This is a genomic window from Mesorhizobium sp. 43Arga, assembly GCF_053714255.1.
Window position 1 is genome coordinate 915,479 of record NZ_JBSKBO010000002.1, and the last position, 23,375, is coordinate 938,853.

Here is a 23,375-nt window from a genome sequence, read left to right on the forward strand (position 1 = left end):
GTTTCGATACACATACGTTCGGAAGGTTGACCGATAGTGAAACAACTCCGGCGGCTGGAACAAATATTTTACAACCCGAATGCGACAATGGCTGGAATCGGGGGCTGGAATCGGGCCTGGCAGGCAAATTGCAAGGCCGGGTTTTGAGACGGGACAGCCTTCCACAGCGGATTGGACGGATTTGAAAGCGCCAGCAGCCATGAAACCCGAACAGCCTTCCATCCTGATCCTGGGAACGCGCGGCATCCCCGCGGCCCATGGCGGCTTCGAAACCTTCGCTGAGAGACTGGCGCTTTTTCTGGTCGCACGCGGCTGGAAGGTGGGCGTCTACTGCCAGGAAGAGGTCGAGCGGGTCGACCAGAGGGTGCGCCTCGACAGCTGGCGCGGCATCGACCTCATCCACGTCCAGGTCGCCTCGAAAGGCCCGCGCGCGACGCTGGAATTCGACTGGCAATGTGTGCTCGACGCCGCGCGCCGGCCTGGCGTGTGCCTGGTGCTCGGTTACAATGGCGCGGTCTTCCTGACCTGGCTCAGGCTGATGCGGCGCAAGGTCATCACCAATATGGACGGCATCGAGTGGCGCCGCCCCAAATGGGGGCGCGCGGCGCGCACCTGGTTCTGGCTCAACGAGTGGATCGGCGCCTGGGCCTCGCACCGGCTGGTCGCCGACCATCCGGTCATTGCCGATCACCTGGCGACGCGCCGGCCGCGCAGCGCCATTTCCACCATCGCCTATGGCGCTGATCCGGTGACATCGGCGCCCGAAGCGCCGGTGCGCGCGCTCGGCCTTGAGCCCGGCAAATACCTGATCTCGATCGCCCGCATCGAGCCCGACAACAGCATCCTGCCGATCGTCGAAGCCTTCTGCAGCAAGAAGCGCGACATGAAGCTGGTGGTGCTGGGCACACTGTCCGACCAGATTCCTTATCACGTCGCGGTCCGCAAGGCGGCGAACGCCTCGGTGGTCTTGCCCGGCGCCATCTACGACCAGGCGGCGGTGAAGGCGCTGCGGTACCATGCGCGCGCCTATATGCATGGTCACACGGTCGGCGGCACCAACCCGTCGCTGGTCGAGGCGCTGGCCGCCGGCAACATGGTGATCGCGCACGACAATCCCTACAACAGATGGGTCGCCGGAGCCGCCGCCATCTATTTCACCGACACGCAAAGCTGCGCCGAGCGGATGCAGCAGGCGATGGAGGATGACGCGCTGGTCAAGGCCTGCGACGAGGCCGCCAGGACGCGCGCCCGCGAAGCCTTCCGCTGGGAGGATGTGCTGCTGGCCTACGAGAGCGAAGCCTACCGGCTTCTCGGCGTCACATCAGCCCGAACGGCCGCGATCGACCGCCCCTCGCCCGGCGCGGTATGACGGGCTGGACGCGCCGGCGGCTTCTCACCACCGCGCTGTCGACGGCGCTGGTGCCTGCCGTGCTGGCGCCGCTTTCGTCCGCACGAGCGGCAAGTGGTGAATGGCGTTTCCGCCGCGGCGTCAACGCCTGGCCCTGGTTCTCGCTGACACGCGAATTTCCCGCCCCGCGCACCGACTATGATTGGCCGCCCTTCCAGTCGCAGCGGCCGGTGCCGACCCCGGACGACCTTGGTCGGCTGCGCCAGAGCGGGCTCGATTTCATCCGCCTGCCCGTCGATCCCGGCCCGTTCCTGGCAGGAGACGACGCCACGCGCGGCAAGCTGCTGGACATGCTGGACGCCGCCGTCGTCGCCACACTTGGCGCCGGTCTCGGCATCATCGTCAACGTCCAGGCCAATGGCGCCACCCATTACTGGAACTCCAATCGCATGGTCGCCAGCACCGCCGCGCCCGAATTCGCGGCCTATCGCGCACTGGTCGGCGAGCTTGCCGGCAGGCTGGCGCGGTTCACGCCGGGCATGGTGGCGCTGGAACCGGTCAACGAACCGGCACAATCCTGCGATTCCAACGTCTGGTCGCAGGTCCAGGCATCCCTGCTGACCGCGGCCCGGGCGTCATCCCGGACCTTGCCACTGGTCGTCACCGGCGGCTGCGGCTCGATGGTGAGCGGGCTGGCGGCACTCGATCCGGCGCCGCTGGCGGCCTTCGAGCCGATCCTGTTCACATTCCATTTCTACGAGCCCTATCTGTTCAGCCACCAGGGCGCGCCCTGGATGCGCGAGCCGGTCTACCGTTCGCTGAACAATGTGCCGTGGCCGGCCTCCGCCGGTTCGCTCGAACAGACGCTGGCCTCGGTCAGGGCGCGCATGGCTGCGGATAGCGAGACCCCGGAAGCCGACAAGCAGGCCGCCTATGCCGAAACCGAGCGCGTGCTGAAAGTCTATTTCGACGCCCGGCCCGACCGCTGGTTCATCGACAAATATCTCGGCCAGGCGCGCGACTGGGCCGACAGGAACGGCATCGCCCCAGAGCGCGTCATCATGGGCGAATTCGGCGCGCTGCGCACCGACGCCCGCTACACCGCCGCCCCCAACCCCGACCGCGCCCGCTACATCGCCGATGTCCGCCAGAGCGCCGAGGCGGCCGGCTTCCCCTGGGCCTTCTGGGACCTCTTCGACGGCATGGGCATGATGGACGACACCACGCGCGCGCTGGATCCGGCGATGGTCGAGGCGCTTGGGTTGAGGATGCCGGGATAGCCAACTTCCAATTTACACTATGGCGACAGTCACTTCATTTAGGCAGTTTCACAGGTTGACCATTTATGCTAAATCTGGCATATTGGCATGGTCGATCTTTGACGGAGGCATGTGTCCTTAGGTCGGCTGATCTGCAACGCGAGTGCTTGGGAGGATAGAGATGATTATGCATCAAACAGGTGAGCCGCCAGGGAGGACAGATGTCCAGACAGACGATTTTCATAGGTTCTAGTAAAGAGGATATTAGGAAATTTCCGGAAGAGGTAAGGAGAGAAATTGGATTCGCTCTATACCTCGCTGAATCGGGCGACACGGCGATAAATGCAGTTCCGCTCACTGGGTTCGGGAACGCATCGGTGCCTGAGGTTATTGTAGACAGCAACGGAGATACGTTTCGTGCAGTGTACACCATCAGGTTTCGTGAAGTGGTGTATGTTCTGCACGCCTTTATGAAGAAGTCCAAGAAAGGATGCACCACGCCGAAAAAGGAAATGGACTTGGTGAGGCAACGTCTCAGGACAGCCCACGAGCACTATGAAACCCATTTCGGCCGAAAGGGTATGAGGAAGAGATATGTCAGCACGCAAGGGCGATAACCCGCAGATCGTCCATAGCTCAGGGAATGTGTTCGCCGATCTTGGCCTCGAACTAACCGCCGAGGACGAGATCAAGATTGAAATCGCGAGAGAAATCACGCGGGTTATAAACGCACGCCGATATACTCAAACCGATGTTGCTCGCCGCCTAGGCACGACTCAGGCTCGTGTCTCTGAGATCACCAGAGGTAGGCTAACTGGCTATTCGGCAGAACGCCTCTTCCGATATCTCTTGTCGCTAGGTGTTAACGTTGACATCCATCTTTCTGATGCATCGACCGGCAACTCCGTATCGAACGAGGGGCAGGTAAGGTTCCATACACCTTTAGTTGCAGCTTGCGGTTAAGGTGTTCTGGGTTCCCCCGCACTCCAGCGGTATCCGCTACTTGGACTCCCCCTCTAGAAAGATGTCCGGCAGTCCAAGGGGGTCCCTAGAGCGCTACATCAGTTGAACGTGCGCCCTTGTGCTCCCGGACGCACCACCACCCTTGCCGGCCGGTACAACACCAGCGCGATCACCACGAATTTGGTCATCAGCGTCGTCTTCGACGCCAGGCTTTCGGAGGTGTTGAGCAGGATCAGCCAGCCCAGCATCAGCAGCCAGACGCCGGCATGGCAGCGGCGCGCCACTTCGTGCATGAACAGTGCGAAGCCGACGAACAACAGCAAGGTGAAGAAGGCGCCCTGGTAGAGGACCATGCGGATGATCGGGTTCTCGATGCCCTGTTCGAGGCCGCTGATGCGGCGCAGGCTTTCGATGAGGTCGATGTCAGGCCCGACGATCAGGTCGCGCAGTTCGAAATGTTTGAACAGTTCGAACATCTCGACACGGGCATTGGCGCTGCCGGAGTCGGATACGAAGCGCTCGAGCAGCGCATCGAAAAAGCCGTAGGCCGCCGCGACCGCGATAACCACCGGCACCAGCGCGGCAACGATGAGGCCGAGCGCCGCGCCAAGCAGGTTGACGCGCCCCGCGCGCAAGCCGCGCAGGCCCTGGATGAGCAGGTAGCAACCGCCGAGCACGATGGTCAGCACCATCGCTGAGCGGCCGCCGAAGGCGACGAGAGCCGCAAATTGCAGGCCGATCAGCCCGAGCCGCAGCGGCATGGACAGGGATCTCGAACCGGAGAGCAGCGCCAGCACGTAGATCGAGGTGACCGTGGCATTGGACAGCGGATGGCCCTGAAGCGCCGTCGAGCGCAGGTCGCTCATGAACACCTCGCCGTCGAGGCGATAGGGAAAAATCAGCGTCTTGGTGGCGAACTCGAACAAAGCGAGCAGCGCGTTCACGGTCATGATGGCGTGAACGACGGTCCGCATCTGGGCGAATGTCTTCTCGTCGTCCTCGGCCAGCATCATCACCAGCAGCGCCGGCGCCACGAAAGTGTCGATCATGCCGGCCATACCGGGACGCTGCCTGGCGACGACGACCACCAAGAGCACGATCGAGATGACCGCCATAAGCGTGCTGGCCGGCCGCCGGTCGGCGACGGCCACCAAATAGCCGACCGGATTGCCGAAGGTGCAGGCGCGCCAGGCGAACACCAGCACGAGCAGATAGGTCGACGGATGGATCTTGGTCGCCGGATTGCCGGTCAGGCCGTCGTAATTGTAGCCAACCAGCCACAGCATGCCGCCGGAGATGGCGAACAGCAGCGCCACCGTCGCGACCAGGCCGAAGCGCGTCACCCAGTCGACGGAATCGCCGGCGCGGACTTGACCCGAACCGGCCCAGCCGGCCGCCGGCTTGGCGGCCCGGGCGGCGGTCCCGGTCGCGGCCATGTCAGGCCGCCTCGTCGACCAGCAAGGCGCCGGTCGGCAACCGCCCCATCACGGAAATGGCCTGCGAGGCCGCCGTGACATCGCGCATCGGCGTCGAGTTCAGCGTCGCGACCATCACGATCTTGTCGACCATGGCGACCAGCGGCGAGGCATTGAGATTGTCGGCCAGCGCGCCGCCGTCGACGACGACGAGGTCGAAGTTGCGGCCTGCCTGGGCCAGCATGTGTTGCGTGAAATAGACGCCCTGCGCCTCGGAGAAGACGGCCTTTTGCCGGCCCCTGCCCAGAACCGCGACATTGCTGCCGGCGGTGTGCTGGCTCAGCGCCTCGAAGGCATATTCGCCGCGCAGCACGTCGAGAAGACCGGGCTGCGGCTCCTTCTTGCCGCCGCTGGCATTGTTGGTGTCGATGAACAGGACACGGCTGCCCCTGGCGGCCGCGGCATTGGCGAGCAGGCGCGCCACTCGGCCCCGTTGCGCGGCGTCTTCCGGCGGCGATGTCAGCAGGATGGACGGCACCAGCGGCCAGTTCGGCGGACGCCGGCTGGAGGCGAACAGCCGCCTCAGCGCCAGGCCTGCGACCGCATCCGTCTTCTGCCCGGCCGCGGCGGCGCCGCCGCCGAAGGGCCGCCAGCGGCGGCCACTGCCCGACTTTGCCGGCAGCACGCCGAACACCGGCGCGTCGATGGCCGATTGCATCTGCGCGCTGGAAAGCACGGTCGGCGAGGAATATTCCATGATCAGCGCCAGGGCGGTGCCCAGCCCCAGCCCGCCGAAGAGAGCGCCGAAAACCAGCAGCGGTAAAGGCGGCCAGCTCTTCTTCAAGGCGGGCATGGCATTGGAGATGATGCGCGCATTGGTGCTGTCGACATTGATCTGCTCGCGCGTTTCCTGCGCCCGCTGCAGATAGGTGGCGTAGACCGAGCGCACCGCCTCGAGGTCGCGCTGCAATTCGCGCAGCCTGACCGAGGCCTGGTCGGTGTCGAGCGACTTGCTCTTCATGCCGGCGACCTTGGCTTCCAGCGCCTGCTGGTTGGCCAGGGCCCGTTCGTAGTCGGCTTCTGCGGCGGCACTGATGCGGCCGAGTTCGCGCGCTATGAGGGCGCGCGTGTCGCGCAACTGCTGCTGGGCGGCGATCATCGAGGGGTGGCGCGGCCCAAGTTCGGTGCCAAGCTGCGAGACCTGGTCGACGAGCGTCGCCTCCTGCGCCCGCAGGCTGGAGATAACCGACGAGCGCATCGCTTCCGAGGTGGCGTCCGGCGCGCCGCCGGAGCGGCGCAACTGGTCGACCTGCGCCTTCAGCGCCGCCGTGCGGCTCTGCGCGGCCGAAAGCTGCGTGTTGATCTCGGTCAGTTCCTGGTCGCTGACCAGATTGCCCGCCGCCATCACCATATTGTGGGCGGATTTGTAGGCCTCGACGGCGTTCTCGGCCTGCTGCACCCGCTTGCGCTGCTCCTCCAGCCGCGCGGTGATGGAATCGGAAGCGTCCGTGGCCATCTTCGCGCGCGCGCTCGCCTGGTCGGCCAGGTAGGCCTGGGCGATGGCGTTGGCGAGCTTCGCGGCCTTGTCGGGGCTCTTGGCGGTGACGATCACGTCGAGCACCAGCACCTTGTCGGCGCGCTTCACCGCCAGCACCCGGCGCAGCGCATCGAGCGTCTTGCCGGTCTTGTCGGTCTCAGCCGAGCCCGAGCCCAGCACGCCGCGGAGCAAACGGCCCAGCAACCCGCCCTGTCCGTTGAATTCCGGATCCTCGGTCAGGTTGGTCGCCTCGATGGCGCGTAGCAGCACGCCTGTCGACTGGACGACGCTGACCTGGCTTTCCACCATGGTGATGCCGCCATCGGGCGGAACGCGGCTCGGATTGACGTCGTTGGTGACCACTTGCAGGTCTTGCGGATCGATGAGGATTTCCGCCACCGAGCTGTAGAGCGCCGGTGTCAGCAATCCATACACCAGCGCCCCGAGGGTCAGCAGCGCGGCGGTCAACAAGATCAGGAAACGGCGGCGCACCAATATGCGCTTCAGGTCACCCAGCTCGACGGTCGAGGATGCATGGGAGGCCGTCGGCATTGGCTCCTGGGCAGCATATTGCATCGCCTCCGGAGCGGGTTGTTGCGGCAACGAAAGCAGGGATGATTGCAAAGGTCGCTCCGACAACACTCCGTGTGCCTGCAAGTTTAAATTGCAGCTTCGACCTAGCTATTCCTCCAACTGTTAAAACACTGTTAATGATGTTGAGAGCTCCTCTGATTTTTGGCACGGAGTTTGCCTAATAAAGGCGCGTGCGTATCGACACGGGTCAGCGAGCAGGAGACGGATGGAAATGGGGCAGCTGATCAGTCCAGCCCATTCGTGCGGCCATCTCCGGTGCCCAATTTTCGAACACCAGCCAGACAAAGGTCAAGATTCTAGGGGTGCGACATGCAAGTGAGCCTGCGCCTGGACAGCGAATGCGTCCGTGCTTTTCACCTGCTGCTGCTGCAGCGCCTGGGGGCACTGGCGCAGGTCGAGGTGTCGGTCGATGCCAGGCCGGCCGGGGGCGGCATTCCGGGCAGCGCGGCGGCATTGTTCCAGCTTGAGACAGCCATCCATGGCCTGCCGGCGGACGGGCTGGCCAAGCGCCTGCCGCTTTCGGCGCTGGCGCCCTACCGGACGCAGCCGCCCGCCTCCCCTGACCTGGTGATCGACCTCTGCGGCGACGTAAGCCTGGAGGGAACCCGCGTCTGGCGCATCACCTATGACGGCGCCGCCGGAGAAGCGGCCTTGCTGGCGCTGATCCTCGACGGCCGCACCCCGATCGCCCGCATCGAGGAGGGCGGCGCCACCGTTGCCGAAGGACGCCTGGGCACCGAATATGGCGGCATCGCACTGGCCTCCTTCCAGGACATGCTGGCGCGCACCGCGAGCCTGATCCTCGCGGCAATGCCCCTCTCAGCAATGAATGGCGCGGCGCGGGCCGCCCTGCCGGTGCTGCCCGAACCGGCGCCAGTCGGCGCCCCGCCGGCGATACCCTCCACCACCAGGCTCGGCATCAGGGCGGGCAAGGCGCTGGCGCGGCGCATCGTCCAGAAGATCTACCATCTCTGCTACAACGCCCCGCACTGGAAGGTCGGCTGGCGCGAGACCAGGGGGCGGGATCTGTTCGACCTGCGCGCCCATCCGGCAACCGGCTGGCAGGTGTTGCCCGACGACGGCAGCCGCTTCTACGCCGATCCGTTTCCGATCCTGTACCGGGGACAAGTGACCCTGTTCGTCGAGGATTATATCCACCGCCTGGGCCGTGCCATCATCTCCGCCGTGCCGTTCGGTCCGTCGGGACCGATCGGGCGTCCCGAGCCGGTTCTCGACCTGCCCTACCACCTGTCCTACCCCTTTGTCTTCGAGCGCGACGGCGAGGTCTGGATGGTGCCGGAAAGCTGTGCCAACCGCACCGTCGATCTCTACCGCGCCACCGCCTTCCCCGGCGGATGGGTCAAGGAAGCGACGCTGTTGTCCGACATTGTCGCCAGCGACGCCACTCTGGTCGAGCATGGCGGGCGCTGGTGGCTGTTCGCCACTGTCCGGGACGGCGGAGGCGCCTTCTCCGATGCGCTGCATCTGTGGTCGGCGCCCGACTTCCGCGGACCCTGGACACCGCATCCCAAAAACCCCGTTCTGGTCGACATCGCCTCGGCGCGGCCGGCCGGCCGCATGGTCAGGCGCGGCAACGACCTGCTGCGTCCGGTGCAGGATTGCCGCAGGAGTTATGGCGCGGCCCTGGGCATCGCACGCGTCGCTCACCTTGATTTGAGCGGCATGGAGCAAGTCGTCGAGACCATCTTAACTCCTGGAGCGCTATGGAATGGGCGCAAGCTGCATACGCTCAACGAAGCGGGCGGCCTGGAATTCATCGATGGCTCGGCGATCGCGCCGCGCTGGAAACAGAAGCGTTCGCCGTTAACGTAAACAATGGTTACTACCAGCCACCCGCGCTGGTTGCTTGAGGTTGATATGGGTCGGGAAGATATTTCCACTGCAGATTGTGCAGGCGCAAGATGACCAGCAGAAAGGGCAAGGACATGACCACCGCCGCGGCCGGCCCGACCGAAGTCGACGTCGCGATCATCGGCGCCGGAATGGCCGGCACCACCCTGGCAACGGTGTTGGCAAACGCCGGCCGCAAGGTGGCGCTGATCGATCCGCACCGCGTTCATCATGACGAATTCAGGGCCGAGAAGATCGGCGCGGACCAAATGCAGCTGTTCGAGAAGCTCGGCCTCGACAAGATGGTCATGCCGCTCGTCACCCCGTTTACCGACATAGATGTCTTCCGCCTCGGTCAATTCTTCGCCCGTGAAAAGAAGTGGGAATACGCATTCTCCTACGGTGCGCTGATCAACGGCCTGCGCGATGCACTGCCGCCGCAAGTGCCGATCACGGTCGGCAAGGTGACGGAAGTCTCGACCGGACCTGACCGGCAGCGGCTTGTGCTGGCCGACGGCGCCGTCATCGATGCCCGCCTGCTGGTGGTGGCCACCGGCTACAGCGAGGCCGTGCGGCGCGCCATCGGCGTCGAGCGCATCGAATTGTCGAAGGCGCATTCGCTGTCGATGGGATTCGACCTCGCCATCGCGCGGCGTGACTGCGCCTATCGGGCGGTCACCTGCTACGGCAAGCGGGCCTCGGACCGCGTCGCCTATCTCACCGTCTTTCCCATCGGCGACAGGATGCGCGCGAACATGTTCGTCTACCGCACCGTCGCCGAACAATGGACGCGGGACTTCCGCGCCGATCCGCGGAAAATGCTACGCGAACTCATGCCCGAGATCGCGGCGCAATGCGGTGACTTCGAGGTGGCGAGCCCGGTCGAGGTCAGGCAGGTCAATCTGACCACGACACAGGGCCATCGCCGCGACGGCGTCGTCTTCATCGGCGACGCATTCAGCACGACATGCCCGACGCCCGGCGTCGGCATCGGGCGGGTCATGGTCGATGTCGATCAGCTCCATTCCGTTCACATTCCGCGCTGGCTGGAAACACCAGGCATGGCGGCTGACAAGATCGGCGCGTTCTATGACGACCCGGTCAAGGTGGCCTCCGACAAGGCGGGCATGCGAGTAAGTTTCTACGCCAAGCAGATCACCACCGAAACCGGACTGGAATGGCGCGTGCGGCGCCTGCGCAACAACACGGCGCGTCAGTTGATGATCATCGGCCGCAAGATGCGCCATTTGGGACCGCGGCGCGAGCCCGGAATGGCGTGAGGGTCCTCCCACTGTCTCCCGCCATCGAAGGCAGAGGCGTGTTTTCTTCTCCTCTCCCCGCGAAGAAGGGAAGCGCGCCAGCCATGTGATTGCGGGGCTGGCGGCATGGTAATCGTGAGTCTTCAAAATTAGCCGAGGCATTCCCAACTTCGTCATCCCAGGGCTAAGCAAAGAGCGAAGCGACGCGGCGCAGACCCTGAGGCCCATGCCGCGACGTCCGCCGAAGAATGCGGCGGTCCAAAGACCGGGACGAGCCGAGCGCGCCGCCGCGACGCCGGTGTCGCCGCCGCAGAAAAAAGCGGCTATTGCTGGTTTGCGGAATGCCGGCCGCTGCCTGGCGAGCCAACGGATTCCCGCATCAAGACCCGGCAAGGCTCGAGTCGCGCCGTCGGCGGCCCCTCCTCGCCTTCAATCCTGGCAAACAGCGCTTCCATGGCGTGGCCGGCGATCTGGCGCACCGGCTGCACCACCGCGGCGATGGCCGGCCATGTCACCTGCATCCATTCGGCGTCGTCGAAGCCGACCAGCGAAATGTCGTTGGGGCAGTGCCAGCCGCGCCGGCGGAACTCCGACATCGCCACCAGCGTGCCCTTGAGGAACAGCGAATAGACGGCCGTCGGCCGCTCGCCTTTCGCAAAGTAATGACGCAGTTGCGCCCTGAGCGGCTCGACATCGGTTTCGGCAAGCACGACATCGACGCGCACATCCGGCGCCAGCTGCAGCGCGGCGGTGCGAAACCCGTCGAGACGGGCGCGCACCGTCGCCGCCTGCTCGCCAAGGCCGACGACAAGGATGTGGCGATGGCCCTTGCCGATCAGTTCGCGCGCCACTTCGGCGCTGGCCGCCGCACTGTCGGCCGACACCGTGTCGAAAGCATCGTCGGACAGCACGCGGTCGATCAGCACGCCGGTCATGCCGTTGGCCTTCATGAAGGCGGCCGCCGGGCCATGCTCATTGCGCACCGGCGCCAGCACCACGCCGGCGACCCGCCAGTCATGCATGCGGGCGAGGATCTCCGTTTCGCGCGCCTCGGATTCGCGGCTCGACGCCGCCACCAGCGTGTAGCCGCGCTGTTCGGCGAGGCTCTCGAGCTGGGTGACCATCTGGCCGAAGAACTCGCTTTCGAATTCCGGCATGATGGCGCCGATGATGCGGCGTTTGGCTCGGCGCATGTCGGAGGCCAGCGGATCGACGCGGTAACCGAGCTGTTCGATCGCGTCGGCAACGCGTTGCGCATTCTCGGGCTTCACCGTGGCGACGCCGGCCATGACCTTGGAGACGGTGGCGGCCGAGACGCCGGCGCGGCTGGCCACGTCATGGATCGACGGACGCCGCTGCTGGTCTTGCGCCATTGCTCCTCCTCCCGAGGTGCGGACAGAGGCATTCTGTTCGCCGGAGAAACGAGTAAATCGATTTTTCACAGTTGTAAATCGGTTCATCGGCGGTATTTTAGCCGCCGAGCCACATGTCGCCCAAAACTGTACAAACTTGGGACAACGGCATGGGCAAAGCAAAAATGCGCGGCGTCGGACCGCGCCGGGAGGAAGCGTCGTGCCAAACAAGGATTTGCCGCTGGTGATCAGCGCGCCGGAACCGCGCTCGCTGGAGCTGATCTTCACACCGCCGCAGCTGGCGCGGTTTCGGGCGAAATACCGCATCGTCGAGACCACGACCGACGGCGTCGCCGAACTGCCGGCCGATGTGCTGGCGCAGGCCCGCTACATCGTCGGCCAGCCGCCGATCTCGTCGGAGACGCTGGGTCGGATGACGGCGCTACGCTGCGTCTTCAATGTCGAGTCCAACCTCCTCGACAACATGCCCTACGAGACGCTGTTCGCGCGCGGCATCCATGTCGTCACCACCGGTCTGGTCTTCGCCGAGCCGGTGGCCGAGCTTGGCCTTGCCATGGCGCTCAACCTTGCCCGCAATATCGTCGATGCCGACCTCGCCTTCCGCAAGGGCGAAGAGCTGTGGGGCGGCGACGGCAACCAGACGGCGAGGCTGCTTTCCGGCGCCGATGTCGGCATCATCGGCTTCGGCGATCTTGGCCGCGCGCTGAACCGGCTGCTGACGGGTTTCCGCGTCAGCATCAAAGTCTTCGACCCCTGGCTGCCGCCATCGATCCTGATCGACAATGGGGTCGAGCCGGCCTCGCTGGACGAGGTGCTGACATCGAGCGACTTCGTTTTCGTCGTCGCCTCTGTGACCTCCGAGAACCAGGGCTTTCTCGGCGCGAACGCCTTTGCCTCGATGCGCAAGGGTGCCGCCTTCATCCTGCTCAGCCGCGCCGGCGTCGTCGATTTCCCGGCTTTGATGGCGGCGGTGAAGAGCGGCCACATCGTCGCCGCCAGCGATGTCTTCCCGGAAGAGCCGCTGGCACTGGACCATCCGGTTCGCACCCTGCCCGGTTTCCTGCGCTCGGCCCACCGCGCCGGCGCGCTCGACATCGCCTTCAAGCGCATGGGCGACATGGTGCTGGAGGACATGGACCTGATCGACCGCGGCCTGCCGCCGCTGCGCTCCAAGCGCGCCGAGCGCGAGACGGTCTCGCGCATGCGCTCCAGGCCGGTGGACCGGAACTGACCGTCCGGCAGCCAGACCTTGCGCGCCCGCATTTGCGCCGTCCTGTCCTGCTCGCTCGACAATGAGCCGGTAAGCAACGATCCTCAACCAATCAACTCTGAGAAACGGCTGCATTCCCGGAGCCCGCAAGCCCGCGAGCTTCTCATCGTGATGGAACGATCCTGCCGCTGACAGGTTTTGCAAAGGGCCGGGCGGTGGGACGTCCGGCCTACTCCAGAAGGCCCGTCACGATTCGCGTCGGTGGCGGGCCTTTTTCGTTTTCCGCGTTCTCCAAGGCATGCGGAACCTTCCGGACAAGGCGACGTTGGTCCTCGCCGGTCAGGCAGACAATTCGCAAAAAGGAACATTCCATGGGAAGCACCAGTGACAAGGCCTCGGGTCTCGCCAATCAGGCCGTAGGCAAAGCCAAGGAAGGCGTCGGCAAGGCCGTCGGCAATGACCGCCTGCGTGCCGAGGGCGCGGCGCAAGAGGCCAAGGGCAAGGTCCAGACGGCTGTCGGCGACGCGAAGTCCGCCGTCAAGGACGCGACCAACAAGACCGCCGCCGCGATCAACAAAAACCTCTGAGGGTTCTTCGCTTTCTAGAGACGATTGGAGGCCGCCGTTCGAACCGGCGGCCTTCTTCATTTGAAATCGGCCGGGAACACGACTGCCAGGATCGCATCAGCCATCGCGCGTTCGATCCTTTGCTGCGATGGAAGCCGGTGCTCACCTTGTGAAGCTTCCCCGCCGGGCCATGCAGCCCAGCCATGGCAAGCGTCAGGCGGCGCGGCCGAACTCGTTCTCGACAATGTCGAGCAGCAAGCCATTATTGTCCGCGCCGACGGGCGCCCTCGACCGCCAGTCGCAGGCTGAGCGGTCGAACTCGATCGGCGCTGAATAGAGCTGGGCGAAGCCCAGCACCAGCCGTTCGGCGTCGGCAAGCGACAGGTCGCAATAGCGACCGGCCAGTCGAGCGGCAAGGACCGGAACGTTGACGATTCCAAGATCGTAGATGGTCTTGATCAGCGTGCGATTCAGGTCGTCACGCAGTTCGATCGGGTAGTTGTGCATGGCAAACTCCTGTCCAGCGGACTGGGTTTTCCCTCACTTTCACCATGCGCCCCACGATTCGTTAAAGCAAGACAATTGTGAAAAAAGTATTAATAAAATCAATTAGTTAGCATGTTGAGCCAGTGATGCAACCGAAGCACTTTGAGTGGCCGATGCAACAAATGTATTTGACTAGCTCGGAACCAAACAGGCCATTTGCAGATTGTGAGGCACATAAGTCACTTACTCATTCGGCTCACCGGCTGAATCGCCGGAAGAAGGACCTCCCCAATGGCTGACAATCTCGAACGTCCTGAACGCCTGCAGGTCATGCTGAACGAGGAAGAATTCGCGGCCCTCGACACATGGCGTTTCGACAAGCGCATGCCGAGCCGCGCGGCCGCCGTGCGTGAGCTGCTGCGTCGTGGCCTGGCCGCGGAAGGCTTTCTGCATGCCAAAAGCGGCACGCGTTCGGGAGATTTCGGTCTTCTGAATGGCGAACAGGACGCCCGCAAGACGAAGTCCTCAGGGGAGTGAGGACTGCGGTGTGGCCATCGTCATCACCGGTGTCGTCCTGATCCAGGGCTACCGCGGCACCGCCGCCATCCATGCCAAGACGAGATCATCGTCGCGCCCAACGACGCCAGGAACGACGTCGTCGGGTTCGAACATGCCGACCCGAAGGAGATCAAGGCGAAGCTCGGCAAGCTCGAGGAAGAAGCCGCGCGGACATCGGTTCGCCGGCTGAGCCGAGGCCGGCTAGCACTTCATCAGCGGCGGAACCGCTATATGAGAATCCAGCGCATTGAGAGCGAGTGCCGGACATGTGCAATGACTACGAACAGCATGTGGCATGGGCCGAGTATTGCCGGATGATGGAGTCCCTGGCGCTTCGTATACCCAGCCGCCAGAGCGAACTTGACCTGCCTCGAGCCGACGACATTCGCATCAACGACCCGGCACCCATAATGCGCGCCACCGCCGGCAGCGACGCTATAGAATTGGCGTCGATGACATTCGGATTTCCGCCCGCTGGCCCCAAAGGCGGGCCAGTGTTCAACTTCCGCTCCGAAGGCCGGCAATTCGCAAACAGTAAACGTTGTCTCGTCCCCGCGTCTGGCTTCTTCGAATTCACCGGCACGAAATATCCGAAGGCGAAACATCGCTTCACGCTCAACAGCTCCCCGTTCCTGGCCATTGCGGGGCTTTGGCGTGAAGCCGTTGGCAACAAGCCGCCCACTTTCACCATGCTGACGACGGACCCCGGGCCGGATATCGCGCCCTACCACAATCGCCAGGTCGTCGTTCTTCAACCCGCGGATTGGGAGGCCTAGATCAACCTGACTAAGCCGGAAGCCGAACTGTTGCGTCCACTTCCAGCTGGAGCGCTTCTGGTGGAGACCGTGCGCCCCGAAAGTGCGTAGCCGCCCGCAAAGCCCCACGAAAAACCTTCGACGTCGACTGACGCCGCGCGGGCACTGTCGAAGGCCGGCAACGTCTACTAGCGCACGATCCAGTCCAGACTGTCCCGGTTGATTTCGTCAAGCTCGGTCAATTCGCGCGCCAGCACCCGGGCGTGCATGCGCCATTCGCGTTCCGCGATACGATTTTCCACGACCGATTTCCTGAAGGCGCCGCGAACACCTGATCCTTGCGCGAAAGGTGGTTGTCGACGCGCGCGATCTCGAGCGGCAGTCAAAGACATAGGCGCGTGGCGTCTCCGGGAGACATGTCGTCGGGTCTGTTTCAAGACGTGCTTTTCACGTTGTCCCACACTTTGCCTGGCCGCCCTGTCATTCGATATTTGAAAACCGCTTCGGCCTTAGGGCTTCGGGTTCAATATCCGCGCTTCGCGCAACAGCGATGTCCAATTGTTCGGGCCAAGAAAGGCGACAAGCTCGCGGGCCTGCGCTTCGGTGATCCCGGTTTTATTGACCAAATGGCGAACAACCTCGTCCGTCGCGGCCGGTGGCTTCTCTGGCTCGTCGGTCATCTTTCGGATGTCCCTTCCGTGCGACCCAACGGCTGGCCGCGCGCAATGGTTCCGGGCCTGAACAAGGATTGTCACGCGCCGCGCAATATTGGCCAAAGGTCCCATTCGCGGCGGCGTGATCTTGTGCAAGATTGGCGCATATAAGCGATTACTTGAATAATGGTTCGGACGGCTGTCGAGGGGCGGTGTCGTGCCAATTCGCAAGAATCTTGCCGCGAATCTGCGACGGCTGGTCTCCGGCCATGCGTCGGTGGCCGCCGTATGTCGCGGGCTGAACATGAACCGCTCGCAGTTCGAGCGCTATCTGCAAGGCAAGAGCGTGCCCAACCGGGCCACCGCCAAGCTGATCTGCGACTATTTCCGCATCGACGAGGACGAATTGTACCGCGCGCTGGAAGCCCCCGCGCCTGAACGCAATGCCCTGTCGCCGATCCACCGGGCGCTCTACGAGAACATGGTGCGCGGCCCGGCTCCCGCCATCGCCGGCGGCACCTACTTCACCTACTTTGCGGTTCCGGACCGTCCCGACCTTGTCATGCGATCGGTCACCTTCGTGCGGCGCGAGGCCGAGTTGGTGACATTCAGGCGCGTGACCCGCTGGGCCGAGGGCCTCCGCCGGAGCGGAGCGCGGGCGCCGGGCTGGCACTATGGCGTGGCGATCTCGCAGCTGAACTGGATCTATTTCGCCGGCATCAACCGTCGCCAGACCGGCGAGCCATCGATCGTTGCCGTGCAGTGGGCGCCGTTCTCGGAGCCGGTCCTGGTCGGCAACGCCTTCGTCCTGACCGGAACGAGGCCGGTCTGCGTGAAGGTCATCATGCGCCAGGAGGTCCGCAAGATCAGCCTGAGGCAGGCGCTGCAAATGTCCGGGGTCGTCAGCCTCGATGACCCGAGCCTCGACCAACTTGTGGCCAGCCTTATGCGTGAAACGCTCTAAAGCAATTCCAGGAAAAGTGTGAGCGGTTTTCCGTCAGGAATTGCGTCAAAACAAAGAGTTAGAGCGGTTCGCCGTTTCCATGAAACGGTGAAACGCTCTAAAGACGCGGACTGAAAAAGAAGGGTGATTTCAATCTGTCGTAATTCCAGTTGGCTGCGAACTCAGAGAACTACTCGCGTCTAAAGCTGAGAATACCCCTTCCTATTGGATTTCCTGATACCAACGGATTCGGCATCCAGGCCGTAAAGACGTGGAGCGTGTCGCCATCAAGCTTGTAGAACCGTTCCTGCTCACTGCCGTTCCAGGCTTCATTCCAGGATGCGTCAACCCTGACGATGAACCTATCCTCATCTACCCGATACGGTCCGGTATAGGCCATCACAGTGCGGAAAAGTGCCACCAGTTTCTCATCTGTATTCCCTGGCTCCCGCGCCTCAGCGGTAACCAGGACCATCATTCGCCCATCAGAGCCGAAAATAAGGTACCCTTTGGGGTCGGCGCCCCACGGTTGACTGCGCTCCTTTGATTCCTGAAGCTCGGTATCGAAAGAAACCAACCGCCAGCAACCGTGGAGCTTGGCGTCGCGCTCGGACATATTCGCTCCTGTAGCAGTTTGCCTAAATGGACCCACCCGTCGAAGGGTGGGCATGTTGCCATGCAAATTGCGAAACACCATCGAATTCGCCGGATGCGTCCAAGGACCGCTAAAGGCCGGCCACAGCCAGTCGCGACCATCAAAGCATGCCTCGCGGTGGAAGCCGCGCATAGCACTTTCCCCACCGGAATTGCGTCAGATAAGGAAATGCAGCGGTTAGGCATTTCCGTGAAACGATGAACCGCTTTAGACTGGCATCCCCGGCGGACAAGAAGCCGGGAGCAGCAGGGATATGCGATGCTCAACAGCTTCGACTATGGCGGCAAGGAAGCCGACACCGTGCATGCGCTGGAGGAGGACATCATCTTCGGCCGGCTGGCGCCCGGCACGCGCCTCGTCGAGGACGTGCTCCTGGCCCGCTTTCCGGTATCGCGTCACACCATCCGCCAGGCGCTGTACCAGTTGGAAAAGCTCGGCATCGTCACGCGCGAGCGCAACAAGGGCGCCATGGTGCGCCGGCTCTCGCCGGAGGAGGTGCGGCAGATCTACGAAGTGCGCGAAATGCTGCAGCGCCAGGCGGCGCTGATGATCCCCCTGCCGGTCAGCGCGGCGCTGATCGCGCAACTGGAGGAGATCCACCGCATCTATAGCGGCCATGTCGACAGTGGCTATCTCAGGGGCATCCACGAGGCCAATGACCGCTTCCACCTGACCATGTTCTCGGCCTGCGGCAACGCCTATCTCGTTGCCTCGATCGAACATTATATGCGCCTCAGCCTGCCGGTGCGGGCCAATTCGCTGGCCGACAGGGAAAAGCTCGACGTCTCGCGCCAGCACCACGCGATGATGATCGAGGCGCTGAAGCGCCGGGACAATTGGGTGCTGGCGCAGCTCTGCGTCGACCACCTGCAGCCGAGCAAGGTGTTCTATCTCCAGGAGATCGAGACGGCGCCGGCTGGCGGCGTCGGCTAGGTGAAGCAACGACCCTCCATCCGTAATGGCGCAAAGGGAACAAGGAGATAGAGCGGTTCGCTCATTTACCTGACCTTGACGACGACCTTGCCCTTGGCACGCCCCGCTTCGACGTAGGCCAATGCCTCGTTCGTCTTCTCGAACGGAAACGTCCGATCGATGACGGGGCGTATGAAGCCGGATTCGATGAGCGACGTGATCTTGCCCAGCTGATCGCCCTGCGCCCACATGAACAGGAAAGAATATCCGACACCGGCGCGTCTGGCCTTGCTGCGTATGCCGCGGCTCAGCAGGCGCAGGACCAGCTTCAGGACCATGTTCAGCTTCTGCTTTCCCGCAAATTCGGGATCCGGCGGGCCGGAAATGGAGATGAGTTTCCCGCCCGGCTTCAGCACGTGCAGGGATTTTTCGAGCGTCTTGGCGTCCTGGCTGTTCAGGACGACGTCGTAGCCTTGCAGGATTTTCTCGAAATCGTCTTTCTTGTAGTCGATGACGATATCGGCTCCGAGACCTTTCACCAGATCGGCATTCGCCGCGCTCGCTGTCGTCGCGACGGTCGCGCCGAGATGCTTCGCCAGTTGGATGGCGAAGGTCCCCACTCCGCCCGAGCCGGCCTGGATAAACACCTTCTGGCCTCTCTTCAGCCCGGCTGTCTCGACCAGCACCTGCCAGGCGGTCAGGCCCACCAGCGGAATCGAGGCGGCTTCTTCCATACTGAGGTTTTTTGGCTTCAGCGCCACATCGGCTTCATCCATGGCGATGGATTTGGCAAACGTGCCGATCCGCCCGTCGCGCGACCGCGCATAGACTTCGTCACCCAGCTTGAATTTGCGGACTTTCGATCCGGCCCGCACGACGATCCCCGCCACGTCATGGCCCAGGATGAACGGTGGCCGATAGGGCAATATCGGCTTGAACTCCCCATCCCGAAGCTTGGAATCGAGAAGTTTCACCCCGGCGGCGTGAATTTCGACCAGGACATCATTGTCCCGCAACTCGGGTTCCGGCATCTCGGCGAGCCGCAGGGCACCCTTCTTTTGATACTTGTCGACAACAAAGGCCTTCATCATGGTCGCTTTCTAAAAATGATTCTCGGTGGCCGGCACGAACGGCCAGGCCGCAAGGCGTCGTCGGTGCAAGCGCGGATACACCGGACAAGATCGGCGATGTTGCTGTTAAATCCGCGGCTTCGTTCAGACAGGCAGGCGAAATTGCTTGCGCAAGATTTTGTCGAACATTGCTGTCGGCGCGAACCGGCGCAGCATGCTTACCTGCCGCGCTGCCTTGCCGGCGGTGTAGCGCCGCAGCGGATGCCCGTCGGTCGCAGCCCGCAGAACCACCTTGGCCACCACTTCCGGCAGATCGGCCTTGGGCATCACGTCGCGAAGCAATGCCTCCAAACCGGCCCGCGCTTCATCATATTCCTTCATGACGGAATCGGGCTCGAACCCGTTCTGGTCGAACACGGTGCGCACGAATGCCGGTTCGATGACCGAAACGCGAATATTGAAGGCGCGAACCTCATGGTCGAGCGATTCCGAATAGCCTTCAAGCGCGTGCTTGACGGCTGAATAATGGGCCGAGTACGGCGCCGGGACCAACCCCAGGATCGAGCCGATATTGACGATGCGCCCCTCGCCTCGCCGCCGCATCGACGGCAGCACCGCGTGGGTCATCCGCATGACGCCAAACAGGTTGACGTCGAACAGGGCCTGCGACTGCGAGACCGACGACTCTTCCGCGCCTCCCAGCAGCCCGATACCGGCATTGTTGACCAACAGGTCTATCCGGCCGGTCTTGCCGAGGACAGTCGAGATAAGGGACGCGACAGACGCGTCGTCGGTCACGTCGCAAACCAGCATCGATATCCCGTTCGAGCCCTGGTTGGATGTCTTGCGGCTGGTGCCGAAGACAGTGAAGCCGGCGCGTGCCAAAATCTCGGCGCTGGCACGGCCAATGCCTGAGGAGGCGCCGGTCACAACAGCGGTCTTTCCCGAATTCCGGTTCATTGTGAAGGCTCCAAACGTAAGAGGTCTTGCCTGCGGTCGGCCATTGAATTATGATCGTAATATCACATTACACTCATAATGCAATAGGGAAACGAGAAGGAACCATCATGCGCTATGACAAGGGCCGGAAGGACGCATCCCGCAGCCGGATCATGGAGGTCGCTTCGCACCGCTTCCGAGGTGACGGCATCGCCGCGTCGGGATTGGCCAGCATCATGAGCGACGCCGGGATGACGAATGGCGCCTTCTATCCGCACTTCCAGTCCAAGGCCGATCTCGTCCGCGAGAGCATGGCATCGGCGCTGGAAATCCAGTCGCAGCAATTGCAGCAGGCGCTGGCCTTGGGCGGCCTGGAACTGGCGATGGCGATGTATCTGTCGCCCGAGCACCGGGACCATCCGGAGACCGGCTGTGCTTCCGCAGCGCTGTTGCCGGAAATCGCGCGTCAACTACCCGAGACGCGCTCCCTCTACACCGAAAAGCTGCTGACCCTTGTGCGTCAGTTGGCCAGGGACCTGCCGCCGCACACCCGCGATCCCGAAGGCGTGGCGTTGGGCGTGTTCGCCGCGCTCATCGGCGCCCTTCAATTGGCCCGTGCGGTGGAAGGAACGGAATTGTCGGACCGTATCCTGGCGGCGGGCGCGGATGCGGCGCGTGCGCTGACCCAGCCGAGGCAGAAGGATGAAGCGTCCTAGAGCCATTGACCATCAGCTATTACCTCGCCGATGGCGCTGTCGATCGTGCTCCTGGTGGTGGCGAACCTTCTTGCCCGGCGCGGCCAAGGCCGCCGGGCCAGCTGAGGCCGACCATCGGCGATGGCCATCATACCGCACGGGTGAAACTTTTCGCCCGCCCTTCCCGTTGCTTCCCGGGATCGCCTCCCAGGCGATCGCAGACCTCCGATCAATGCCCCGCCGGCCCTGCCGGTGGGGCTTTTGAGGCGGGCCGGCAGGACGGCCGGCACGCAACAACCAGGGAGCAGCGACGTTTTCAAATCGGCCGGACACTGTTTGTTCGGTCGACTCCAGCGCCGATCCCGATTCGCGTCAGTGATAGTTATTGCGCAACAATCCTGTGTCATGGCAAGTTTTCGCGCCGGCATACGATAAGAGCCGGGCAATGTTTCGGAGCTACTTCCGGGCATATTTTAGAAAATTGGACTAAACTCGCGGGGCAGGCTGGAACTTTCACCCAAATCCCCCCGTTACGCCTAGGATCGTTGCTTCGACGGTCATAAAGCAACAGGGAAGGATCCTATCATGAATATCAAGATGATTTGTCTTGGCGCCATGACGCTTTCGATGGTCGCCGGTTCGGCTTTCGCGGCTGCGGGCGGCAGTGGCACATCCGCTCTCGACGACCCGGCCAAGATGCAGCCCTTCTACACCGACTCCAGCATGAAGAAGCTGCGCGGCAATGACGATTTCATCAAGGCCTGGAAGGCGCTGACGCCCGAAGACCAGAAGATGATGACGACGGCTTGCGCCGACGAGGCCAAGAACGCCAACCCCACCAACGCGCATCCGGAATTCTGCAGCAGCGTGAAACAGAACGGCGGCAGCAAGTAGACGCGCCATATCAATGAAGACAGCCCCGCCCGCGGGGCTGTCTTGTCGTGAGATGGTCGCCCTTGGCGGGCTCTGGCACATCGCGAACATTGCGGCGCTGCCAGAAGCGAAGGAAGCCGAGAAGCGTGTCCCAAAAGGTGTAGCGCCCAAGAGGCGCTCCAGGTTTCATGCCAAGGCGGCGCGGCGCTTCGAAAACGACTGCCACAATTCCGTTTCGTCGGTGAACCCGTTGCCGAAAGCCTCCATGACTTCGGAGGCAAGGAAATTCCTCTGGTCCTTGTCCTTAGGGGCCAGGCGGCGCTCCTCGCACAGCCTGTCGAACACCCTTTGGAGAATCTCCAGGTCGACGGGCGTGAATATGCTGCTGTATTTTTCGAAGGGCATGACGCTCTTCTCCCTCAGTGGGCGAAAGCGTGATCTCCTCTTTCAAGCGTCCGTGTGCCTCGGTTGAGTGCGGACGACAAGGCACATTATACCGGTCCGCGTGGCGCGGCGAATCCTTCGTAGTCGTAGATCGAAATTTCGAACCGCCTCGCTGCGCATCACCGGCTGACAAAAGCACCTCACCGGCCGGACCAACGAGGCGCCGCGCTCGCAGCCGGTTTGTACGGTCTTGCCTCCACGGAGCTGCGTCGGCGATAGTCCACAAGGCACGCCCAAGGCCGCCGGAGAACATCGATGTCGCTCAGCCCTTTGCTCCACGCCTCGCCCGTCATCCAGCTCCATGCGCTGATCGCCATCGCGGCGCTGCTGCTCGGCGCCGTGCAGCTCTGGCGCACCAAGGGCGACCGGCTGCACCGCGCGCTCGGCCGCATCTGGGTGGCGCTGATGGCGACGGTCGCCGGCTCCGGCCTGTTCATCTGGACGATCCGGCTGTGGGGGCCGTTCAGTCCGATCCACCTTCTGTCGCTGTTCGTGCTGGTGATGCTGTGGCGCGGCGTGCGCGCGGCACGCGGCGGCAACATTGCCGCCCACCGCCGCATCATGCAGGGCACCTACATTTTCGGCCTGATCATTACCGGGCTTTTGACCTTCATTCCCGGCCGCACCATGTATTTCGTCGCCTTCGGCCCGCAGGGCGCGACACCACAGAAGCTGGCGATCTTCACCGCTTTGGTCATCCTCGCGGCAGCGACCGGCCTCTATGCCGCGCGTGGTGCGAGAACCGCGGCCCCGCGCCCGAAAGCATCTCCCTGATCCAACTGCTCGCGGACCTCGGCCACCCCGCACTCCGCCTCGCGGCCTTGATCAATCCCTGACCCCGGGTCCTGCGAACAGCAGATCAATACTGATCAATTCACGCTTTGCTTTCAGCATCGGGCCTGCTCAACCAAAGCCAAAGCAAGCGGCCGCAATCATATCTGCCAGCATGCTGCAATTGACCGCCGGCAGCCATGCCGACATCTGGAAAGCATGAAATGAATGGGCTCGTTCGCGATG

The 23,375-nt window shown here is 63.2% G+C and carries 23 protein-coding genes and 2 pseudogenes; 16 read left to right on the forward strand and 9 right to left on the reverse strand.

Annotated features, from left to right (window positions below; translation table 11 throughout):
• Window positions 1-199: 199 nt before the first annotated feature.
• From ACWGS8_RS10900 to ACWGS8_RS10915, 4 genes are all read left to right on the forward strand, one after another.
• The gene (locus ACWGS8_RS10900; protein ID WP_454580925.1) at window positions 200-1,369 is read left to right on the forward strand and encodes a DUF1972 domain-containing protein; all 1,170 of its coding nucleotides are present in this window, start codon (window positions 200-202) and stop codon (window positions 1,367-1,369) included.
• Window positions 1,366-2,628 carry a glycoside hydrolase family 5 protein gene (locus ACWGS8_RS10905; protein WP_454580926.1) on the forward strand — a complete coding sequence of 421 codons (1,263 nt, stop codon included), beginning with the start codon at window positions 1,366-1,368 and terminating at the stop codon, window positions 2,626-2,628. The genes ACWGS8_RS10900 and ACWGS8_RS10905 overlap by 4 nt, the downstream gene beginning before the upstream one ends.
• Window positions 2,629-2,828: 200 nt before the next feature.
• The gene (locus ACWGS8_RS10910) at window positions 2,829-3,224 is read left to right on the forward strand and encodes a type II toxin-antitoxin system RelE/ParE family toxin (RefSeq protein WP_454580927.1); all 396 of its coding nucleotides are present in this window, start codon (window positions 2,829-2,831) and stop codon (window positions 3,222-3,224) included.
• Window positions 3,202-3,570 carry a helix-turn-helix domain-containing protein gene (locus tag ACWGS8_RS10915; RefSeq protein WP_454580928.1) on the forward strand — a complete coding sequence of 123 codons (369 nt, stop codon included), beginning with the start codon at window positions 3,202-3,204 and terminating at the stop codon, window positions 3,568-3,570. Before ACWGS8_RS10910 ends, ACWGS8_RS10915 begins: the two co-directional genes overlap by 23 nt.
• A 98-nt stretch (window positions 3,571-3,668) precedes the next feature.
• On the opposite strand, the gene ACWGS8_RS10920 is transcribed toward ACWGS8_RS10915, so the two are convergent.
• Window positions 3,669-5,006 (reverse strand): VpsF family polysaccharide biosynthesis protein, encoded by a 1,338-nt coding sequence (locus ACWGS8_RS10920; RefSeq protein WP_454580929.1) that lies wholly within the window; start codon window positions 5,004-5,006, stop codon window positions 3,669-3,671.
• Between the two features lies 1 nt (window position 5,007).
• Window positions 5,008-7,074 (reverse strand): GumC family protein, encoded by a 2,067-nt coding sequence (locus tag ACWGS8_RS10925; RefSeq protein WP_454580930.1) that lies wholly within the window; start codon window positions 7,072-7,074, stop codon window positions 5,008-5,010.
• A gap of 351 nt (window positions 7,075-7,425) precedes the next feature.
• On the opposite strand from ACWGS8_RS10925, the gene ACWGS8_RS10930 reads away from it, so the two are divergent.
• Together ACWGS8_RS10930 and ACWGS8_RS10935 are read left to right on the forward strand one after the other, a co-directional pair.
• Window positions 7,426-8,949, forward strand: a complete 1,524-nt coding sequence (locus ACWGS8_RS10930; RefSeq protein ID WP_454580931.1) for a glucosamine inositolphosphorylceramide transferase family protein — start codon at window positions 7,426-7,428, stop codon at window positions 8,947-8,949.
• Window positions 8,950-9,038: 89 nt separating this feature from the next.
• The gene (locus ACWGS8_RS10935; protein ID WP_454580932.1) at window positions 9,039-10,247 is read left to right on the forward strand and encodes an FAD-dependent oxidoreductase; all 1,209 of its coding nucleotides are present in this window, start codon (window positions 9,039-9,041) and stop codon (window positions 10,245-10,247) included.
• Window positions 10,248-10,549: 302 nt separating this feature from the next.
• On the opposite strand, the gene ACWGS8_RS10940 is transcribed toward ACWGS8_RS10935, so the two are convergent.
• Window positions 10,550-11,599 carry a LacI family DNA-binding transcriptional regulator gene (locus ACWGS8_RS10940; protein WP_454580933.1) on the reverse strand — a complete coding sequence of 350 codons (1,050 nt, stop codon included), beginning with the start codon at window positions 11,597-11,599 and terminating at the stop codon, window positions 10,550-10,552.
• A gap of 199 nt (window positions 11,600-11,798) precedes the next feature.
• Here ACWGS8_RS10940 and ACWGS8_RS10945 point away from each other — a divergent pair, with 199 nt between their 5' ends.
• Window positions 11,799-12,830 carry a hydroxyacid dehydrogenase gene (locus tag ACWGS8_RS10945; RefSeq protein WP_454580934.1) on the forward strand — a complete coding sequence of 344 codons (1,032 nt, stop codon included), beginning with the start codon at window positions 11,799-11,801 and terminating at the stop codon, window positions 12,828-12,830.
• A 350-nt stretch (window positions 12,831-13,180) separates the two neighbouring features.
• Complete coding sequence (locus ACWGS8_RS10950) at window positions 13,181-13,396, forward strand: CsbD family protein (protein WP_454580935.1); 216 nt, start codon at window positions 13,181-13,183, stop codon at window positions 13,394-13,396.
• A 192-nt stretch (window positions 13,397-13,588) separates the two neighbouring features.
• On the opposite strand, the gene ACWGS8_RS10955 is transcribed toward ACWGS8_RS10950, so the two are convergent.
• A complete protein-coding gene (locus ACWGS8_RS10955) occupies window positions 13,589-13,882 on the reverse strand; it encodes a hypothetical protein (protein WP_454580936.1) in 294 nt (97 codons plus the stop codon).
• Between the two features lie 270 nt (window positions 13,883-14,152).
• Between ACWGS8_RS10955 and ACWGS8_RS10960 the strand changes: the two genes are divergently transcribed.
• The 3 genes and pseudogenes from ACWGS8_RS10960 (at window position 14,153) to ACWGS8_RS10970 (ending at window position 15,285) form a co-directional block, all read left to right on the forward strand.
• Window positions 14,153-14,398 carry a hypothetical protein gene (locus ACWGS8_RS10960; RefSeq protein ID WP_454580937.1) on the forward strand — a complete coding sequence of 82 codons (246 nt, stop codon included), beginning with the start codon at window positions 14,153-14,155 and terminating at the stop codon, window positions 14,396-14,398.
• 13 nt (window positions 14,399-14,411) lie between these two features.
• Window positions 14,412-14,593 (forward strand): annotated as a pseudogene (locus ACWGS8_RS10965) (low affinity iron permease family protein); the annotation flags it as partial.
• Between the two features lie 92 nt (window positions 14,594-14,685).
• Window positions 14,686-15,285, forward strand: a pseudogene (locus ACWGS8_RS10970) (SOS response-associated peptidase).
• A gap of 398 nt (window positions 15,286-15,683) precedes the next feature.
• On the opposite strand, the gene ACWGS8_RS10975 reads toward ACWGS8_RS10970, so the two are convergent.
• A complete protein-coding gene (locus ACWGS8_RS10975) occupies window positions 15,684-15,854 on the reverse strand; it encodes a hypothetical protein (protein WP_454580938.1) in 171 nt (56 codons plus the stop codon).
• 190 nt (window positions 15,855-16,044) lie between these two features.
• Here ACWGS8_RS10975 and ACWGS8_RS10980 point away from each other — a divergent pair, with 190 nt between their 5' ends.
• Window positions 16,045-16,791, forward strand: a complete 747-nt coding sequence (locus tag ACWGS8_RS10980; protein ID WP_454580939.1) for a helix-turn-helix domain-containing protein — start codon at window positions 16,045-16,047, stop codon at window positions 16,789-16,791.
• A 169-nt stretch (window positions 16,792-16,960) separates the two neighbouring features.
• Here the strand turns inward: ACWGS8_RS10980 and ACWGS8_RS10985 are convergent, their stop codons facing one another.
• Window positions 16,961-17,557, reverse strand: coding sequence for a lipocalin-like domain-containing protein (locus tag ACWGS8_RS10985; RefSeq protein ID WP_454580940.1), 597 nt, complete (start codon window positions 17,555-17,557; stop codon window positions 16,961-16,963).
• A 126-nt stretch (window positions 17,558-17,683) separates the two neighbouring features.
• Between ACWGS8_RS10985 and ACWGS8_RS10990 the strand changes: the two genes are divergently transcribed.
• Window positions 17,684-18,358 carry a GntR family transcriptional regulator gene (locus tag ACWGS8_RS10990; protein WP_454580941.1) on the forward strand — a complete coding sequence of 225 codons (675 nt, stop codon included), beginning with the start codon at window positions 17,684-17,686 and terminating at the stop codon, window positions 18,356-18,358.
• A 65-nt stretch (window positions 18,359-18,423) separates the two neighbouring features.
• Here ACWGS8_RS10990 and ACWGS8_RS10995 read toward each other — a convergent pair whose 3' ends face one another.
• Both ACWGS8_RS10995 and ACWGS8_RS11000 read right to left on the reverse strand, forming a co-directional pair.
• Window positions 18,424-19,425: an NADP-dependent oxidoreductase gene (locus ACWGS8_RS10995; RefSeq protein WP_454581267.1), complete on the reverse strand. Its 1,002-nt coding sequence runs from the start codon at window positions 19,423-19,425 to the stop codon at window positions 18,424-18,426.
• Window positions 19,426-19,551: 126 nt separating this feature from the next.
• On the reverse strand, window positions 19,552-20,367 hold the full coding sequence (locus ACWGS8_RS11000) for an oxidoreductase (RefSeq protein ID WP_454580942.1): 816 nt from the start codon (window positions 20,365-20,367) through the stop codon (window positions 19,552-19,554).
• A 107-nt stretch (window positions 20,368-20,474) separates the two neighbouring features.
• Here ACWGS8_RS11000 and ACWGS8_RS11005 point away from each other — a divergent pair, with 107 nt between their 5' ends.
• Together ACWGS8_RS11005 and ACWGS8_RS11010 are read left to right on the forward strand one after the other, a co-directional pair.
• The gene (locus tag ACWGS8_RS11005) at window positions 20,475-21,062 is read left to right on the forward strand and encodes a TetR/AcrR family transcriptional regulator (protein ID WP_454580943.1); all 588 of its coding nucleotides are present in this window, start codon (window positions 20,475-20,477) and stop codon (window positions 21,060-21,062) included.
• A 564-nt stretch (window positions 21,063-21,626) separates the two neighbouring features.
• The gene (locus tag ACWGS8_RS11010; protein ID WP_454580944.1) at window positions 21,627-21,935 is read left to right on the forward strand and encodes a hypothetical protein; all 309 of its coding nucleotides are present in this window, start codon (window positions 21,627-21,629) and stop codon (window positions 21,933-21,935) included.
• Between the two features lie 165 nt (window positions 21,936-22,100).
• On the opposite strand, the gene ACWGS8_RS11015 is transcribed toward ACWGS8_RS11010, so the two are convergent.
• On the reverse strand, window positions 22,101-22,319 hold the full coding sequence (locus ACWGS8_RS11015; RefSeq protein ID WP_454580945.1) for a hypothetical protein: 219 nt from the start codon (window positions 22,317-22,319) through the stop codon (window positions 22,101-22,103).
• Between the two features lie 294 nt (window positions 22,320-22,613).
• Here ACWGS8_RS11015 and ACWGS8_RS11020 point away from each other — a divergent pair, with 294 nt between their 5' ends.
• Entirely contained in the window at window positions 22,614-23,132 is a 519-nt protein-coding gene (locus tag ACWGS8_RS11020; RefSeq protein WP_454580946.1) for a DUF2306 domain-containing protein, read from the forward strand.
• Window positions 23,133-23,375: the final 243 nt, after the last annotated feature.